This is a genomic window from Streptomyces sp. NPDC048002, assembly GCF_040653275.1.
GTDB lineage: Bacteria > Actinomycetota > Actinomycetes > Streptomycetales > Streptomycetaceae > Streptomyces.
Map to the genome: position 1 here is coordinate 12,681 of NZ_JBEZNL010000027.1, position 17,336 is coordinate 30,016.

General features: G+C 67.2%; 14 protein-coding genes. 8 read left to right on the top strand and 6 right to left on the bottom strand.

Features of this window, described 5'->3' with window-relative positions; genetic code table 11:
• Positions 1–49: 49 nt before the first annotated feature.
• The 6 genes from AB0E07_RS27585 to AB0E07_RS27610 all read right to left on the bottom strand — a co-directional run bounded on the left by AB0E07_RS27585 (position 50) and on the right by AB0E07_RS27610 (position 9,350).
• Positions 50–4,450, bottom strand: coding sequence for a hypothetical protein (locus AB0E07_RS27585; protein ID WP_362257693.1), 4,401 nt, complete (start codon positions 4,448–4,450; stop codon positions 50–52).
• A 46-nt stretch (positions 4,451–4,496) separates the two neighbouring features.
• The gene (locus AB0E07_RS27590) at positions 4,497–4,853 is read right to left on the bottom strand and encodes a hypothetical protein (RefSeq protein WP_362257696.1); all 357 of its coding nucleotides are present in this window, start codon (positions 4,851–4,853) and stop codon (positions 4,497–4,499) included.
• 137 nt (positions 4,854–4,990) lie between these two features.
• Positions 4,991–6,004, bottom strand: a complete 1,014-nt coding sequence (locus AB0E07_RS27595; protein WP_362257699.1) for a hypothetical protein — start codon at positions 6,002–6,004, stop codon at positions 4,991–4,993.
• Between the two features lie 12 nt (positions 6,005–6,016).
• Positions 6,017–6,529, bottom strand: a complete 513-nt coding sequence (locus tag AB0E07_RS27600) for a hypothetical protein (protein ID WP_362257702.1) — start codon at positions 6,527–6,529, stop codon at positions 6,017–6,019.
• Positions 6,530–7,246: 717 nt separating this feature from the next.
• Positions 7,247–7,969, bottom strand: coding sequence for a transposase (locus tag AB0E07_RS27605; protein WP_362257705.1), 723 nt, complete (start codon positions 7,967–7,969; stop codon positions 7,247–7,249).
• 412 nt (positions 7,970–8,381) lie between these two features.
• Positions 8,382–9,350 (bottom strand): hypothetical protein, encoded by a 969-nt coding sequence (locus AB0E07_RS27610; protein WP_362257708.1) that lies wholly within the window; start codon positions 9,348–9,350, stop codon positions 8,382–8,384.
• Between the two features lie 1,391 nt (positions 9,351–10,741).
• Between AB0E07_RS27610 and AB0E07_RS27615 the strand changes: the two genes are divergently transcribed.
• The 8 genes from AB0E07_RS27615 (at position 10,742) to AB0E07_RS27650 (ending at position 17,333) form a co-directional block, all read left to right on the top strand.
• On the top strand, positions 10,742–11,638 hold the full coding sequence (locus AB0E07_RS27615; protein WP_362257711.1) for a helix-turn-helix domain-containing protein: 897 nt from the start codon (positions 10,742–10,744) through the stop codon (positions 11,636–11,638).
• Positions 11,639–11,640: 2 nt separating this feature from the next.
• Positions 11,641–12,351, top strand: a complete 711-nt coding sequence (locus AB0E07_RS27620; RefSeq protein WP_362257714.1) for a hypothetical protein — start codon at positions 11,641–11,643, stop codon at positions 12,349–12,351.
• 152 nt (positions 12,352–12,503) lie between these two features.
• Positions 12,504–13,142, top strand: coding sequence for a WhiB family transcriptional regulator (locus AB0E07_RS27625; RefSeq protein WP_362257717.1), 639 nt, complete (start codon positions 12,504–12,506; stop codon positions 13,140–13,142).
• Entirely contained in the window at positions 13,139–14,479 is a 1,341-nt protein-coding gene (locus tag AB0E07_RS27630) for a DUF2637 domain-containing protein (protein WP_362257720.1), read from the top strand. The genes AB0E07_RS27625 and AB0E07_RS27630 overlap by 4 nt, the downstream gene beginning before the upstream one ends.
• Positions 14,479–14,670 (top strand): hypothetical protein, encoded by a 192-nt coding sequence (locus AB0E07_RS27635; RefSeq protein ID WP_362257723.1) that lies wholly within the window; start codon positions 14,479–14,481, stop codon positions 14,668–14,670. Before AB0E07_RS27630 ends, AB0E07_RS27635 begins: the two co-directional genes overlap by 1 nt.
• 88 nt (positions 14,671–14,758) lie before the next feature.
• Positions 14,759–14,995: a hypothetical protein gene (locus tag AB0E07_RS27640; RefSeq protein ID WP_362257726.1), complete on the top strand. Its 237-nt coding sequence runs from the start codon at positions 14,759–14,761 to the stop codon at positions 14,993–14,995.
• Positions 14,992–15,618: a hypothetical protein gene (locus AB0E07_RS27645; RefSeq protein ID WP_362257729.1), complete on the top strand. Its 627-nt coding sequence runs from the start codon at positions 14,992–14,994 to the stop codon at positions 15,616–15,618. Before AB0E07_RS27640 ends, AB0E07_RS27645 begins: the two co-directional genes overlap by 4 nt.
• Positions 15,615–17,333 (top strand): relaxase/mobilization nuclease domain-containing protein, encoded by a 1,719-nt coding sequence (locus AB0E07_RS27650; protein WP_362257732.1) that lies wholly within the window; start codon positions 15,615–15,617, stop codon positions 17,331–17,333. The genes AB0E07_RS27645 and AB0E07_RS27650 overlap by 4 nt, the downstream gene beginning before the upstream one ends.
• Positions 17,334–17,336: the final 3 nt, after the last annotated feature.

The window sequence follows — 17,336 nt, forward strand, 5'->3', positions numbered from 1 at the left end:
GGGGCCGGGCGGTAATCCGCCCGGCCCCCACCGACATGCGATATCCGCGTTATGGCTTCTGTGCGTCAAGCCAGTAGTTGTCGCCCTCGAGGACGCGGTTGTTCCTGCGGAACGTCGGGAAGAGGCTCATGGACTGTGTGTTCTGATTGTTGGACATGCTGGACCGGCCACACGGCTCCGTCCAGGTTGGCACGTCGTAGCGCGGGTCGGGTATCAGCCGCCACAGCCCGTCGCTGCCCTCGACGGCGATGGTGTTCACGCATTCGTCGCCTGAGCCAACGGCCTTGAGGTTCTGGCCGCCCCATGTCTTGGGGATAGCGGCGCTCTGCCAGCTGGCCGCGAAGGGGAACTCGTCGCAACTGGGCACGTCATTTGATCCCAGGTTGTACGACATTGTGGCCAAGTCGCTGCGCTGCCACTCCGTCGGGCAGATGGTGTCGCGGTTGTGGTCGACCAGGCTCTTGGTGCTGGTCGGAGGGTCGGGGACCAGAACGTCGTCGGCCAGGAAGGTCAGCGGGTTGTTGCCCCGCAGGCCGTAGTGGCCGGGGAGTTTGTTCTGGATCAGCCACGCGTGCGCGGCGGCTGCCGGGAACTTCTTGGAGTTCATGACGTACGTCGGCTTGTAGCGGCTGAATACACAGCCGGGCGTGGTCCCTACTTCGACGTCGCAGCGGACGTCCAGTTCCTCCTTCTCGACGTCGACGGAATTGACCGTGGTCGCTCCATTGGCCGCGCCCTTGACAGTCCAGAGTGGAGAGATCGCGCTGCGGTCCGTCCCCTTCGTCCACTTGATCTTGGAGATGGCGGTCACCGTGTGGAACTCGCCCTTGACCCAGGTCTTGCTGCCGGTCCAGACCGGAGTGTCCGTCTGGCAGTAGCCGCGGCAGTTGAAGTCAACGTCGATCCGGGCGCTGGCAACGGCCGGGTCCATAGACTTCAGGGTGATGTTAACCGTCTGGGTGAAGGTGTCGCTCTTGACGTCGAGATCGATCTGCTGCTGGTAGTCGAAGATGGCGTTGCCAGCCGGAGTGCCGTTCTGGAAATACGTGATGCCGATTTCGTCCCTGATGCACGCCTGGGTCCGGGTGTACGTCACCGATTTCGTGGCCACGGAGCAGGTAGCGGTGGCGTCCGCGGTGACCTGCGCGCCACTCACGGAGGCGCTGGTCGCCCCGGTCGACTCGAGTGAGGTTCCGACGATCGGGAAGAAGCCGCCCGTGATGGTCTCGGGTGGCTCAATCGCGGCGGGTTCCGGCGCGTTCGGGTCGGCGTCCCCAAAGGTCAGATCAGCCGGGATGCCGGAGTAGTCGCCAGGGACGAACGCGATGGCGTCGAAGGCGATGTCCTTGGAGCCGTCACCGCCGTTGAAGTTGTCCAGGCTGACCTCGGGAACGGCGTCGTTGAACTGGTAAGCGCCCAGGTCGACCCACTTGTTGGACTGGTTGGCGTCCTGGGAGATCGCCTTGACGGTGGTGCCATGCCCGTGCTTGATGCGGTATTCGGCCTTGGAGGTCTGCGCTCCGTGGTCGGGGATGTGCACGTACACCTTGGCCTGGCCGCTGTGCTCGGTGATCTTCTGGCCGAGCTTCCAGGTGCCGGTGACCTTCATCCGGTCGCCGGGCTCCGGGAAGGTTTCGGGGGAACGAGTGTGGGTGAACCAGAAGTGATTGCCGTACCCCGCGCCGATCTGGTGCGTATCGATCTTGCCAGGGTAGGTGGTGACCGCCTGCCCGGTGTCGGAATCGATGACGTCGGAGGGCTGATAGGTCAAGGTGAACGTACCGTCCGACTGCACTTCCCCGCAGCCTCGTGAACCGGAGCCTGCAGGGGTAGTGCCGTTGGACACATCGTCCACGATCAATGCGTTCGAGGGCAGGCCGCTACTACAGTGCGGCGGATAGGAGTTGGCGTCCGCCTGTTCCGGATACGACGTGTTGAAGCGGTGCACCTGGTGGCCGCATTCGGCCAACCGGTCGCATTCCTTCCACTGGGCTGACTTGTCCCACCAGCAGTGCAGCCAGTGCGGGTTAGTGTCGGAGTCACCCGCATCAAGCTGGCAGGCACCCAAGCCGGGATCGTTGGAGTCGTTATCGCCGATCTTGGATGCATCGCAGTTGTTGGAGGCGTCGCAGAACAAGTCGATCGGCGGTTTAACGGCACTGCGCGACGCGTTGGTATTCCACCAGGCAGCCAGGTATCCGGGCTTGAAGTCGCCGGGAGCGAACATCGCCGAGATCGGGCGAGCAGCCCAGCCCAGGACTTTCTCCTCATAGGGCCAGTCCTGCGGGTGCGCGGCATGGCTGTAGTCGTCCCTGGACGGGTCTGTGGCGTGTTGCAGGAAGGGGATCCGGTTGGCTTTCCACAACGGGTTGGCCGGGTTGTTGGTCCATCCCAATCCCTTGTGCCCGCCGGAGTCAGCCGTCTCGTAGAAGCCTGAGTTGTACGCCCACAGGGCGAAGAACCAGTTCTCGATCCACTGCGGGTGGCCGTTGTTGACCTTCATGCCGGCCCGATAGGTTTGGTTCCACTTGTCGGAGAGGATCTGCACGCCGTAGGCGATGTTGGCGGTGTAGTCCAACGCGACTGCCTCCTGGGTGAGCGGGGAGAGAGCCGTCTCACCGTCCTTCTCCTTGCCAGCCAGCCGCATGCCGTCAGTGGCCTGGGTGATGCCGTAACCGCAGTCGGCCTCGGAGAAGTTGATGCGCCACGGGTCGGCCTGCGTACCGTCGGAGGTGTACTGGGTGCCGTAGTAGTTGCCGATGAGGCTATTGGCCGTGACACCGGGGACAGCGAACCGGGTGGCCTGCCACATGTTGGATTCCTGCGCGGTGACGCCGAGCATCACCTGCGAGGGTATGTGCCATCGGTCGGTGACGTCGGGGTCCTCGTTGTCGAGAGTACCGTTGGGGTCGCCGGCCAAGACGATCGGTGGGAACAGGCCCTGGGGCTGGTAGCCGCCCGTGCCTGTGTTCTTCCAGTTGGGCGAGCGGTAGAAGTCCAGCTCACCGACAACGGCCTGGTCCACTGCCCATTCGACCTGCCGGGGGGTGGGCTGGAACGCCTGCTTCTTCACATCGTTGCGGGCCACGGCGCAGTAGCGTTCGTCGGTGCCCTCACTCGGACCGGTCGCCGACGCCGACAGAGCTTGGGTGCGCATCGTCTGGGTGGATGGCTCCTCGCTGTCGCTGCTGACCGATGGCTCCGCGGACGACTCCGTCCCTGTAGGGATACCCAGCGCCGGGGAGAGGCGGCTTCCGGCCTCGGCCCGCGCAGCGGAGAGTTGAGGTGTGACGTCCAGTTCGGTGTGCTTTCCGGTGGCGACCACGTCCAGAGTAATCCGCGCGTCCCGGACCTGCTTGGTTTCCTCGGGTGTGATCAGGCTGGACTTGCCGTCCGCCCATGAGGTGGACACGCCCACGTGGCCCAGACTCGACATGCGGGCACCCTTGGCGAGATGCCCCGGGTTCTTCACCGGTCCTGGCAGAGTCCCTGTGTTGTTGGCCTTACCCGTGAGAAATACTGTGCCGCCAGGGGTGGCAGACAGGTCCCAGTCGGCGAGGTCTCCTTCAGCCACCGTCTTCGGGGTGGTCTTCTTCTTCCCCTCGACCTGCGCGGCGTTGAGGTGCTTGGCCCAGGACTTCGCCTTGGTCGTCTTTGTGTCGGCTTCACGGTCGATGAAGGTCACGCCGTCGCCGCTGTCAGCCGCGATCTGGAACGGCACGTGCTTCGTTACGGCGAGGACGGTCTCCTTTTGCCCGTTGATACGGACGAGCTTGTTGCCGTGGCCGGCCACAATGCCGTGCCGGGTCGGGACAGCCGAGGTGACCTGACCGGGAAAGGCGACCGGATGGGAGTGTTTGCCTGTGGCCGCGTCCACGGTGACCAGACGGGTCTTCTGCTCCTCGTCCCCGTCGTGGGTCAGCTGGGTGAACACGACATCGTCGCTTGTGCCGCAGCCTGGAGAGAAGTAAGCCAGCGATGCGGTGAAGGGCAGCTTGGTGACCTTGCCACTACCCAGGTCGACGACGGCGGTGAACGCGCCGCGCACCATCAGTTCGGGGTTGTTGGTGAACGTCCGGGGTGCGTAGGCGATGGCCGCGTACTTCCCGGACCCGGTCACGCACGCGTTGCCGATCCAGGAGTCCGCATCGAATCCGTCTTCGCGCAGGGTGGCTACGGTGGTGAACTTGTAGCCGTCCTTCTCCTTGCCGGTTAGGACATGAAAGCCGGTGCCGTCACCGGAAGTGGACAGGGCCACATCCTTGGAAGAAGAGTGGCTCATGCCCAGGACGGCGGCGCGGTCCTTGTCTTCGACCGCGCGAGGCTTGCTCGTAGCTTTCGGCAGGCTCTTGCCGCCCTGAACCGCATTGTCGGGGACCTCGGGTCCCTGAGCCTGCGCGGAGATGGACAGTAAGGAGGCTAGAAGCGCAGTCGCTGCCGCTATCACCACCGCGCACTGCCTCTGTCTTATACGCACAGTAAAGTCGCTCCCTTTTCTATTCTTGGTCGACGATGGGAGTGAACTCATCGACGTAGATCTTTGGAACCTGCGGAACCGGACCCATGTCCTCAGAGCCGATCACCGCTTCATCTCCGCGAGTTTTGCCCGGAGGAACATCCTGAAGCCAGAACCGGTTGTAGGCGGTCCAGCCCTCACCGTCAGCGATACTGATCTGGACCGAGTAGGTCGCATCCCGCTCGTAGGTATTGGCGACCTCGATCTCGGTATGCACACCGCTGCTTACCGGCGTGGCACGCACGATCAGGTCTCCGTACTCCAAGACCCGCGTACGCCCTTCAGAATGCACCGAAGCCACAGGCGATGGCTGCACTTGCGGACTGGTCTGCTCCACGCTCGGAGTCGTCGGCTGCTGCGACGCGGGGGCCCTGTCAGCGGGCCCACCGTCCGTACACCCGCCGGCCAGCACGCACGCGGCTATCAGGCACAGTGCCCGAACCATGCTCGACCCGGGCACTATTGCACCAGCCCTCACTGGGCGGAATCCGCCAACTTCTCGCGCGCAGCAGCAATTTCCTTGCCGTGCTGTTCCCTGATTCCGGTCAACTGGCTCTTGTTGTCGGCGATCTGCTTGTTCTGGATCACGGTCTCCACGTCAGACCAGATCTTCACCAGATCCGTCTGCTTCTTGCAGTCGATGTCGTCGACAGCCAGCGCGATAGATTCCTGCGACGGCTGTCCATCGTTGGTGACTCCCTGGTCCATCGCCTTGTACGGATCGGCAAGCCCCGCGTGTCCCTTGCCGTCCATGCACGAAGACCACTCGGCAATGGCCTTGATGACCTTGTCGTCCTTCATCGACTGCACCAGGCTGTCCCCGGCCAGCTGAGCCACGATGGTCGGGTTGGCTTCCTGCACACCGAGTTGATCCTTGGACCAGCCGATGCAGCCGCCCGTCTTCAACTTCTTTCCGTTGTACTCCGCCCGAGCGGGCTTCGTCTGGCCAGGGCCGGTGAACGCCGATCCGGTCTCGACTCCCTCAGGGGCCTCGGGCAGTTCAGGCTTGGTGTGCCCGGTCAGAACCTCGACCTCTACACCGGACAAGTCACGCATGGTCTGCTCGGTGTGCTCCTGCAGCGCCGGGGGGAGTTCGTAGCCATACTTCTCGGCTTCGGCCCGGTCGGTGATGCCGTAACGGCGTTCGATGTTGACGTCGTTGTCACTGGGAGGCGGGTTGGCACCCGCCTGCGGCAACGTCAAGTCGATGCCGTAGTCCTTCATGCAGGACTGCTGAAGATCGTTGGTGGCCTGTTCGACGGTGACCTGCTCCTCGTAGGAGGCCATGTACGCCTCTAGCGGAAGGGTCAGATCCTTGACCAGGCCACTCGCAGGAATCTCCTCGGGCCAGTTTTCCTTATTCACGATCGGGTTGCCGTCAGCCGCGTTCTGCGTGGTGTCTGACGTCGTGCCGGAGGAGCAGGCACTGACCAAGAGCGCTAAAGCGGTCAGGGCTACTGTGGTGGCGGTCTGCTTGATGTGCTTCACGGGCGTTCCTTCTCAAGCGAAGTGGGACGATGCGTTGTTGTTCTTCAAGGCGGAGATCAGGTTGGTGATGTTGCAGTCTCCATAGGGCCCGTTCTTCGCGAAGTACTGAGAGGTACCGCCGTATCCGGAGTTGTAGTACACGCGATAGTTGTCGTCTCGGGCACAATTTTCTACGGACGCCGCATTGTTCTTCATGTACTGACCGTTACCATTGCCGCTGTTGCCGAAGACGTACCGGTAGGTCGTCAGTGACGATCCCTGATACTGGCTCACACCCCAATGGTCGGACACGTTGCTGTAGAACCGCGTGAACGCCGACTGGTAGTAGCCGTTCTGGATCGCAATCTCCTTCGAGTTGTAGAACAGTCGCAAATCACCGTACGAGCAGTTGATCCACGCAACGTCGCAGTTGTCACTGACGTTGTAGGTGGCAGCGTGGACGGGTGTCGCGGTGGCGAGCAGAGCCGCCGCGGTGACGACGAATGCCCCTGCGGCAGTCTTCACGCGTAGCGAGATGAGCTTCATAGTGTCCCTCCCCTGCCCGGCGAACGGAGGGTCCGCCGGGGACCCGATCAGGCGACTGGGCAACCCAGTTGCCCGGACTCGCGCTCTCTGTGCTGGCCGGCTTCTGAGAGTTCCATGTGAAGATCGCGGACCGCCGGAACGCTACCACGGCATGCCCATGACGTTCGATCATCTTTGCGATTTCGTTGAGCAGAGAGGGCAGCCTGTCTTCCTCCTGTTCACGCGCCCGTCACCGAGTGCCTGCCGCGTCCCTCGTTCCGGCGCCGGTGGACGTCGCAGACGCCGAGTTGCTCTGCGTATGTCGAGGCAACGGCCAGGACCTTCTCGCCGACGTCGGTGCGCCGCATCCGATGCCCGTGCTGGCCATGGATCAGCAGCTGCCCCTGTAGGTCTAGTTCCAGGTGCTGGAGCTGCTGGGTGGATGCCTGCCACGCGGCTTAAACACTGCCAGGGTGGGGTAGGTCGCGGACCAGATGAGACGGCGCAGACGCCGTTGCTCGGCGTGGATGCGTACAGCGGGCTGCAGAAGTGCGGGGGAAGTGGTCCGCGTCCCAGGCGTCGCCCATGCGCCGCGGCCCGCCTTTCGGCCTGTTCGCGTGGCGGGTGAAGGCGGTGTCGACGGTCACTCAATTCCGGGTCTCGGCGATCTCCTGGGTTAGCCCTTCCTTGTGGGGGATCAAGGTCATTGAGAGTGGTCTTGTGTGCGGGTTCGTCAGGTCACTCTGAGGGCGGTGAGGGGCCGCTGGTGGTCGCAACCGGTGTGGCGGAGGGCGGCGGCGATGTTGGTGTGGCCGTCCTGGCGGTGCACGTCGATGGCGAGGTTGCGCAGGCCAGCCATGACGCGGGGCAGGTGGCGGGGACGGCTTTGGAAGGCGTCCCCACGGAAGGTGCAGTCCCGGACGTGGTGGAGCTGATTTTCGATGTACGGTGGCCGCGCATCCAGGTGGCGAGTTCGCTGCCGGTGGCCGCGCCGGGCGGCAGGCTGACGACCAGGTAGATCGGCTCGATGGTCAGCTTGCCGTTGGCCAGATCCCGTCTCCAGCACACGACTTGGAGGGCCTGGCAAACGTGGGGACAGTCGATGTGGGCGAACGCGGCGGTCGTCAGCCGGCGGATCTCGTCGCAATGGTGAGCCCGTCCGCGTTCGTAGTGGTCCAGGCAGATGTCGGACCAGGGCAGGCCGCGGGCCTTCCTGCAGAGACCGGGGTGATTGCGCTTGACCACGGCGAGATTGTGGGCACCGCGTCTGTGCAGGTAGGCGGCGTGGTCGTGCTGAGTATGCAGGGCGTCAGCCGTGATCACCGCGCCGGTCAGGTCGACGCCGTCCAGGAGCGCGGCGAAGGCCGGTATCTCGTTGCCCTTCCCGTAAGCCTGTCGTTGGGCGAGGACCTGGCCGCTGTGGGTCATAGCGGCGATCAGGGCGGTGGCCGGCTGTCTCACGATGCAGGAGCCGCAGAGTGTCTTAGCAGTCGGCGGCAATGGCCCTACCGGCCCGGCGCTGGGGCCTTGCGTTCCTGGAGAAAGTGGCCGGGTTCGAGGCGGAAGCCGAGCAGGGCCAGGACGCGCTGCGAGGCGTCGGCGACCCACATACCAATCGCCGCGATCGAGACGGCGGCGGCCGCTGCGCCAAGCAGAGCCGTCCACGGATACCGGATACCACGACAGCTGGGCTCGCAGGCATGGACTCGCTCGGTGCTCATACGGACTCGACACCCACATATTCACCAGCGGGCATGCCTTTTCTGCGCCAAGGGCCTGCGGACAGGTGCCGACAAGCCGTCATGTACCGTGCGTAGCGAGTGAACCGCCCACCGTGAGACTTCCAAGGATCCTGCTACCGAAGTGGGGCTCGTTACGGGAGCCTGCGTTCCTCTGACATCGCCCACCAGGCCCCCAGGCCAAAGTGACTGTTCGTCCCGGTCGAGTCGTACAGCGCTTTGATTTCCTTATTGATCGTCCCGCGCGACAGCCCAAGAAGCCTGGCTATCTGGTCGATAGTGCGCCCCGCCTCCATTTTTCGAAGAATCTCACGCCCCCTAGCGGTCGTGATGGTGTCATGGTGCTGCCGCACCCGCTCCCCCATCCACGGCTCCGCTCGATCCCACAGGAATTTGTAGAACGTGGCGCAAATTCGCACCATCCCCGGATGCGTGATGATGTATCCAGTTGGCGGCTGGACAGGTCCGGTGTCCTGATCGGAAATAATTGCGCACCGGTCATCAATGAGGAGCATCCTCACGAAATCTGGAGCCATGGTTCTCACCTCAGCCCCATGCGCGCTCGCGGCTTGGGCCCATTCACGTTCCGGTACCCGCGCCCTTGCTCTATCCGCGTAGATTGTGCGCATTTTCAAGCCTCGCTGGAGGAGGCGAGTTTCTCTGACTATGGACGCTTTAAGTTGCCCAGCAGGCCGCGCATCCGGGTGTGCCGTATAGATGTGGCTTCGCATAGTCTCCATGTACTTCGCGATCACCCCGTTCGCCACGGCAATATCTTCGAAGTGGACTACTCCCCCGCTGGTTTCGGCAGCCATGCGGTCGAGCCCGGCAAACAGGCCGGCAATCGAAGTGATACGGGCCTGGTGGTGGGACATACTTGCCTGCTCAGCCTGGATGAGGTTCCGCTGAGCCTCCTGGAGGTCCGCCAGGACGTACTGCCCGGTGAGAGGCTCCAGAACGGCCAGACCCAGGGCACGCAACTCCTCGTGACCTGGGACATCCGGTGTCCATTCGCCCCCATCGAGCCCGCGACGTACGAGCCCTCTAGCCGGCTCCGAGAGGGCGATGGCTCCGTACTGGTGCACTACGTCCTTTTCGATCACGTTCACACCTTCAACTTTTGATCACTGGGCACATGTGCACCCGTCACTCGCTTGCCCCACGCAACCATCACATGGCCTGATCTAGGTCACCCAGTGCAAGTTTCCCAGCCCCTCCGTGACAGCCACCGTGGACGCGTTCCTCGCGGCACAGGCTACGTCGCAGGTGGCTGAGGGTACTGTGCGGGGCGGTGCGGGCACAGGGGTGACTCCCCCTCACTCGCAGTCACATAGGACAGAGGTCAGCGGAGAGGTTGGTGGGCATGAATCAGTCACATCGCTACTGGATTGCCGTTCTGGGAATCACCGCGGCAGTCGTTCTCGGCCTGGGGGGCAGCCCGTCGCCAATCTCGACGAGCACCAACACCACGGACGATTCAAACTGGAGTTCGACTGTCATCCGCAGTGAATACAGTTCAGCCACCGACAAGTCCGACGCACACGGAGGCTAGGACTCCTGGCGAGTTCTGGAAGCGGAAGCGTTCCGTCACCCAAGACCGAGAGGAGCCCTCTCATTGGATCACGGGCGTGGGGGCTCAGTTCCTGCACGTCGGTGCGATAGCACTTTTCCGCAGCCTCGGGTCTGGGAAGATGCTCGCGTATTCCCTGCGCTTGACGTCGCGCCCCGCGCGAGCGGCGCGGATACGAGGCACTGCAAATCCATGTGGACTCCCAGAGGGCGCGGGAAGATACTCCGTCGTGGGGCAAAATGCGCGCCACAGAACTGAGACCGTGAGGCCCTCCCGGCGTTCCGCCAAAAAAGAACCCCCTGCCGCGAAAGCACCAGACCGTCGTTGAGCACCGCCATCCGGCGCTCACCCCTGAGAACCACAAAACCGAGGATCCCCGCAACGCGGCGTTCCGCGCTGAGGGCGGAAACGCAGCCTGATATTCGGCATCGTCTGTGTCCTCGCCCCCGAGGACCACGGGCGTTGGACTGCCTGATTTCCACACCCGCCGACACAACTTCTACAGCGTTTAAGAACCAACTCTGGACCTTGACGCGAAGCCGTGCGTATGTTCGTCGTCGCCCGGGCAGCCCAGTCCGGCCCATCAAGCATGAGGAGGGGCGGCGTTCCCACGACAAGGGTCTCGTAGGCCCCTGAACACAGCGACGGCGCCCGGGAGCGGTAACTCCCGGACGCCGACTTAGACGGCCCAACCCGCCCCTGCAAGGGCGGAGAGTGCCTCCATCACCACGCTGATCCCTTGCACGGGGCACTTCAGCGTGGCAACTCCGAAAGGGATTCTTGCATGCGCTCTGCCCTGCGCAAAAGGCCCGCGGCCCCGGCCGGCGCAGCAGCCGCCCACTCTCCCTCATCGTTGCAACCTCCCCGCGGCCGCGATTCGTCCGCCGTCATGGACCAGCCCGACCGGGTTCTCGGGAGCGGCCGATGAGCAGCGAAGCCCGCGACTGGGTGTGGGAGTACAGCTCCAGCCGAGGGGCCGCACGTCTGGTCCTGCTGTCGATCGCGGACCGGGTGGCCGACGACCAGTGCATCTCCTGGGCCTCGCTGTCCAGCCTGGCCAAGCGCACGCGCGCCTCGGTCTCCACGGTGCGCGAATCCATCGAACGCCTGCTCCTGTCCGGCGAGCTGGAGCAGCTCGACGACCTGATGGGCCCGCAGCGCAGCACGGTCTATCGCCTGCCGCTCGCCGCCGAGGCGGTCGCACAGGCCCGGCGAGAGCGGCGAGAGAAAGCAGGCGACACGGCGGTGTCGGACGAGCCCGCCGGCCCTGCGAAGCTCCGGCTGTCGGCCCTGCGGACGTACGGAATCCGCCCGCGTGAGGTGCCGGAATCCCCCGCGAGGGTCCGGAAATCGGCAGTACCGGAAACCGGTAGGTCGCGACGGAAACCGGCACACCGGCGTACCGGTAACCGGCACAGCGATGTACCGGCCACCGGCACACAGAACCGTAGTGAACCTGATTTGAACCGGAGGTACAGCAGTGGTGGTGCTGCGGTCACCTCGGCTGCCGAATGGCAGGTCGACCCCGCCACCCACACCTGGGCCCGCCAGCAGGGACACCTCGACCGCCTCGGCGAGCAGGGCCTCAAGGCCGCCGACGCGAAGTGGCGCGCCCACCGCGCCGACTTCAAGCCCAGGCCGGCGGAAGCCTGGGCTGCCGACTGGCGCTCCTGGATCGCCCGGGAGCACGCCCCCCACCGCCCGACCCGCTCCGCAGGGCCCCACAAAAGCCCCACCGCGCCGAGCGGTATGACGCTGGCCGAGGCCCACACCGCTGCCCTGCTCGCCGCCCTCGACGAGCCGACCGGAACGGAGGGCTGACCGTGGAACGCCGCGAAACCGCCGCCCTGCTGGCCATCATCGGCCGACTCGACCCCCGCACCATCCGCACCGACCAGGGTGAAGCCCGCGACCAGATCGCCCAGTGGCACGAGCTGCTCGGCGACGTGCCGATGGCCACCCCGCACGGCTGGGATGCTCGCATCGCCGCCCGCCAGCACATCCGCTCCTCGCCGTACCAGATCCTGCCCGCGGACGTGGTCCGGCCCTGGGAGAGCTACCGGCGCGACCGCCTGGCCCGGCACTCCGACCCGACACCGTCCGCCGATCCGGACGACCAGGCAGCCTGGATCGCCGAGCTGGCCGGCATGCGCCGCGCCGTCGCCACCGGCATCGCGGAGCCCGCCCAGGCACGGGCGATCACCAGCGGTCGCGACGACGACCCGAGGCGGGAGGCAATGCTGGAGCGGGTCGGCTCCTGCATCCCGCCCGCTGCCCGAGCCGCCCTCGCGCCCTACCGGCCCGCCCGGGCAGCGCGCGAGGCGGCCATTGCCCAGGGGCAGCCCGACGCCCTGAGCGTGCGCTGCGAGTGGTGCAAGGCCCAGCCCGGCGAGCCCTGTCGCCGCCGCCGGATCGGCCCCGACGACGGGGTACACGCAACCGCCCCGCGCACCACCCCGCACCCCGGCCGACTCGACCTCGCCGCCGTCCAGGCCCCGCGCACCGAGCAGGCCCGGCAGCCCGCCCTCGCCTGACCGGCACACCCTGCACGTGCACCAGCCCCGTGCACGCCGCCCGACATCACCGTCCCGCACCGGCTGCGGCGCACGCCCGCGCGCCGCTGCCGACGCCGCGCCCGCCGACCCCGCCCCGGCAGGCCAGCCCGGCCGCCCATCGGAGACCCGCCTTGCGCCACATCACCACCCACGACGCGCCGACCACCGGCCTGCGCGGCATCGGAGACACCAGCTGGCACACCCGCGGAGCGTGCTACGGCATGGACGTCGAGGACGCCGACGCGGTGTTCTTCCCCGGCCCCCGGGACCACGAAGAGATCGCCGAGGCCAAGGAGCTGTGCGGCTGGTGCCCCGTACGCCGCTCCTGCCTCGACTTCGCCCTGGAGAACGTCCTCAAGGAGGGCATCTGGGGCGGCCTCACCGAAGCCGAGCGGCGCCCGCTGCACGACAACCTGCACCAGCGCCTCGACTACCGGCGCGTGATCGCCTTCTTCCAGGGACGCGACGTGCACCTGACCGAGGCCGAGCGACAGGTCGTCATCGACCACGCCTACGTAAGGGGCTGGCGGCCCTACCAGCTCGCCGCCGCCCTGCAGATCAGCCACAAGCACGCCCGCGACCTGCTGCGGCAGGCCGCCAACAAGGTCTTCGACCGCGACCGCTCCTACGGCGTCCCCCGCCCCAAGAAAAAGCGCAAGAAGACCTCCCCGACCACCGACAGCCCCCCGCCCGCCAGGCCCGGCACACAGCAGCCCGCAACCCCGGCAACGTCGACTCCGGCGCCCGCCCCTCTCGGAAAGGCCGCATGACCCCCACCGCTGCACCCCCCGCCGTCACTCCCGTCGGGCTCTGGGACCGCCTCGCCATCGTGGTCCTCGGCCTCGCCGGATGCGCCCTCAGCTACGACGCCCTGCAGCAGATGGCCGTCGCCATCCACATCCGCGGACTGCTCACCTACCTCTTCCCCCTCGTGATCGACGGCTTCATCGCCTACGGGGTACGCGCCCTGCTGGTCCTCTCCCAGGCCCCGCTGCGGGCCCGGCTCTACGTCTGGGTGCTCTTCGGTACCGCCACCGCCGCGAGCATCTGGGCCAACGCCCTTCATGCGGTCCGCCTCAACCAGCAGACCACGCACTCCGGTCTGCGCCTGGGCGACACGGTCGTCGCCATCCTCTCCACCCTGGCCCCTCTCGCCCTGGCCGGCGCGGTCCACCTCTACATCCTCATCACCCGCCACCACCCGGGTGCCGGATACACGGCGGACCAGACGGAGGCGACGTCCATGCAGTGGGCCACGGACCACGCTCCCGCTGCCACCCGTCCACCGGAGCGGACCGGCCCAGCGGACCGTCCGGGAGACCCTTCGGGCCGCAGGCACGGACCAGCATCGCCAGCGGGTCCAGAGAGCCCGGACCACCGCGGCGCGACGAGCCAGGGCCACCTGCGAACCACGGACCAGGCCACCGAGACCGTCCTGGCGGACCACGATGCCCCGGCCACGGACCAACGGACCAACGGACAAGCCCCGGACCAGGCTGCGGGCCACAACACGGCTGCTGCGGACCAGCAGACCAGCGGTGGTCCACAGGGCGCCGAAAGCGGCGGGCGGACCGGCAAGACCACAGGTCGGGGCGCCCAGGACTCCCATGGTCCGGCGGAGCACGACCGAGCGGACCAGGGGCGCGGACCGACCCATGATCTTGGTCCGGCTGGTGCGGAACACGGCGCCCCGGCAAACGAGATGCCGGACCACGAGCACGCTCGGACCACGGACCGATCCACCGAGTCCGCCACGGCGGACCACGACGCCCCGCACCACACGGACCAGCCTGCGGACCGTCCGGCGGACCGCACCGAGGACAGGTCACCGGGCGGACCGCGAGGGGCGCGGACCACGGACCGCGGAACCCAGCACGCGCCGCGGGCCAAGTCTGCAGACCAGAGCGACGACGTCCCGTGGGAGACGAAGGTCGAGGTCGCCCGCCAAGCCGCCCTCGAATCGGGTCGTATGACCCGCCGGGTCATACGACCCCACCTGCGGCGCAACAACATCACCATCAGCAACGAGGGCTTCCGCAAGCTCCAGGCTCAGCTCTACGCAGACCCGAAGCTTGCGCATCTGCCCCGCACGACGAGGAAGCCGTGATGAAGACCTGCCACCAATTCGACACCGTCCGCGCGGGTTACGAGCGGGAGATCGGCTTCCTGCTCGCCCACGCCCAGCGGCACGAGGGCAGGCCGTCGGCGAAGTCCAGCGCAACGCAGGCTGTCTCGACGAAGAAGCGGATGGCCCGGGCACTCTCCAGCCACGTCGGGCGCTGCCCCGAGTGCGGCTGACCCGGCAAAACCCCAGTTCAAAGCGCCTATCCGCAAAGCGTGGCCCGGCCTCGTGCCGGGCCACCACCCCCGCTTACGGAGATACACCGTGATTCCGCCTCCCCCTCGTTCATCCGAGCCCACCGTCGCCGAGGCAGGCGCCTGGGCGGACGTTTTGGTCCGCCGGCGACTTCTGCACGCCGCCGTACTCACGCCCACCAGCCAGTGGCTCGTCCAGGAATACCCCGACGGGCCCGTCCGCGTCCTCGCGGGACCGGCCGATCTCCTCGCGCTGACCGCGACCATCCAGCACCGCACCCGCTCCACGAGGCCCGAATCCCGATGACGAACCCCGCCCAGAACGGCACCACCATGGAACCTGCTCCCGACTCCAACTCGGTCTCAGGAGGAGCAAGTTGGGGCGGAAGCGTAGCTTCCGCCAACCCCGCCCCCGAGGGGAACGGGGAGGACCTGCACCGGGGGGCGCAGGTCCATCAGGCTTCGACCGAGGGCGGATCGAAGCCGGGACGGGAGGAGAAGCCGACCGCACGTCGCGACCGCCGTGAGCGCGCTGCCCGCGCTCGTCAGCGTCCGCGTCAGCCGCGCGCCACGAAGCGCCTGCACCAGCCCAATACCCGTTTCAACGACGAAGAGTTCGCGCTGATCAAGTCCGCCGCCGCCCGGTGCAACCTGTCCGTCGCCGGGTTCCTCGCCCGCGCCGCGCTCGCCGCAGCCCGTGACCTCGACCGTACGAGCGCCGAGATCGCCGACGAACGCGAAGTGATCACCGCGCTGTTCGACAGCCGTCGCAAGCTCGGCTGGGCCGGCAGCAACCTCAACCAGGCCGTGAAGGCCCTCAACTCCGGTGCCGAGGCACCTCAGTTGGAAGCGGCGATCGCAGCGGTCCACCTCGCGGCCGAGAGTGTCCGCGACGCCTCCGCCCGCCTGATCGAGCTGCGTGCCGCGTGATCCCCAGCGTCAACAACGCCGGATCGAAGACCTTCGGTCTCCTCAAATACCTCTACGACACCGGCAAGTACGAGGACCACACCGACCCCCACCTCGTCGCCTCCTTCGACGGCATGGCCCCCGACCCCGGCCGCTCGAACGCCACCCTCGAAGACCTCCAGCAGCTCCTGGACCAGCCCGTGATGGCCCTGCCCAAGCACGCCCGCCCGGCCAAGCACGTCTGGCACACCTCCGTCCGCGCGACGACGGACGACCGGATCCTGTCCGACGAGGAATGGGGTGAGATCGCCCGGCGGGTCGTCGCCGCCACGGGCATCGACCCGGGCGGCGGGCAGCCCGGCTGCCGCTGGGCCGCCGTACGCCACGCGGATGACCACATCCACATCGTCGCCACCCTGGTCTGCGAGGACGGCTCCCGCCCCGACGACTTCCGCTCCGGCAAACGCGCCCAGGCCGAGTGCCGCCTCATCGAGAAGGAACTCGGCCTCCACCAGGTCGCGCCCGGCGACGGCACCGCCGCCCAGCGGCCCACCAGCGCCGAACGCCACAAGGCCGAGCGCCAGGGCCGCGAGCGCACCGCGCGAGAAGAACTGCGCGAGAGCGTACGGCGCGCGGTGGCCGGCGCGACGGGCGAGGAGGAGTTCTTCGACCGGCTGGCCGCCGCCGGCCTGCTGATCCGCAAGCGGTCCGCGCCCTCCGGGGACCTGCTCGGCTACAAGGTCGCGCTGCCCGACGACCGCAACAAGGACGGCGAGCCCGTCTACTACCCCGGCGCGCGCCTCGCACCGGACCTGTCCTGGCCCCGGATTCGGGAACGCTGGTCCGCCGACCGCCACGACCAGGACGCCGTACCCGCCGGTCCGAAGGACCGTACGATGCCGGGCGGACCGTCTGCGGCCCGCCGTCGTACGGCCTCCGCGGCGTGGCAGGCCGTGCTCGTCATCGAGTACGGCGACGACGCGGTCGCCGCCGCCCACATCGCCTCCGCCGGCGAGGTCCTGGACGCCCTGGCCAAGACGTCCGCCGCCCACACCCGAGCCGAACTGCGCGAGGCCGCCTTCATCTTCGAGCGGGCCTCCCGTTCCCACGTCCAGGCCGAGCGCGGGCACGACCGGGCACTGCGCGAGGCCGCCCGCGACCTTGTCCGCAGCGGCCCCGCCCTCGGCCGGGGCGAGGACGGGGCCACGACCGCGATGGCGATCGACATGCTGTTCTTCGTCATCACCGCCGCCGCGCACTGGCACGCGAAGAAGGGGCATGCCCAGCAGGCCGCCGCCGCCCACCGGGCCGCTGAACATCTGCGCGCCGCCTACCAGTTGGCCGCCGCCCAGCCGCTCGGAGCCCTCTACCAGCGCGGCCGGCACCTCGGGCGACCCCTCCTCCAGCGGCAGACGGCGGTCCTGCGCGAGGCACTGCCCCTTCTGGCGGAGCAGATCCTCGCCGAGCCCGGCTGGTACGCGCTCGCCGCCACCCTCACCGACGCCGAGACCGCCGGCCACGATCCCGCCACCCTCCTGGCCGACGCCGCCGGACGGCGGGAACTGGGCACGGCCGAGTCCGTCAGCGACGTCTTGGTCTGGCGCCTGCGCCGGGCCGCGGGCCTGCCCGCCGACACCAGCACCATGGGCAGCGGCGTCACCCAGGCGGAGGGGTCCGCCCGCCGTACGGGGCGGCAGGCATCAGGGAGGTCCGGGTCCCGGCGCGGTCGGAGGTGACTG

Coding starts and splice junctions, on each gene's coding strand:
- AB0E07_RS27635 (WP_362257723.1), top strand. CDS start 14,479: ATGAAGACCTGCCACCAATTCGACACCGTCCGCGCGGGTTACGAGCGG.
- AB0E07_RS27615 (WP_362257711.1), top strand. CDS start 10,742: ATGAGCAGCGAAGCCCGCGACTGGGTGTGGGAGTACAGCTCCAGCCGA.
- AB0E07_RS27600 (WP_362257702.1), bottom strand. CDS start 6,529: ATGAAGCTCATCTCGCTACGCGTGAAGACTGCCGCAGGGGCATTCGTC.
- AB0E07_RS27645 (WP_362257729.1), top strand. CDS start 14,992: ATGACGAACCCCGCCCAGAACGGCACCACCATGGAACCTGCTCCCGAC.
- AB0E07_RS27630 (WP_362257720.1), top strand. CDS start 13,139: ATGACCCCCACCGCTGCACCCCCCGCCGTCACTCCCGTCGGGCTCTGG.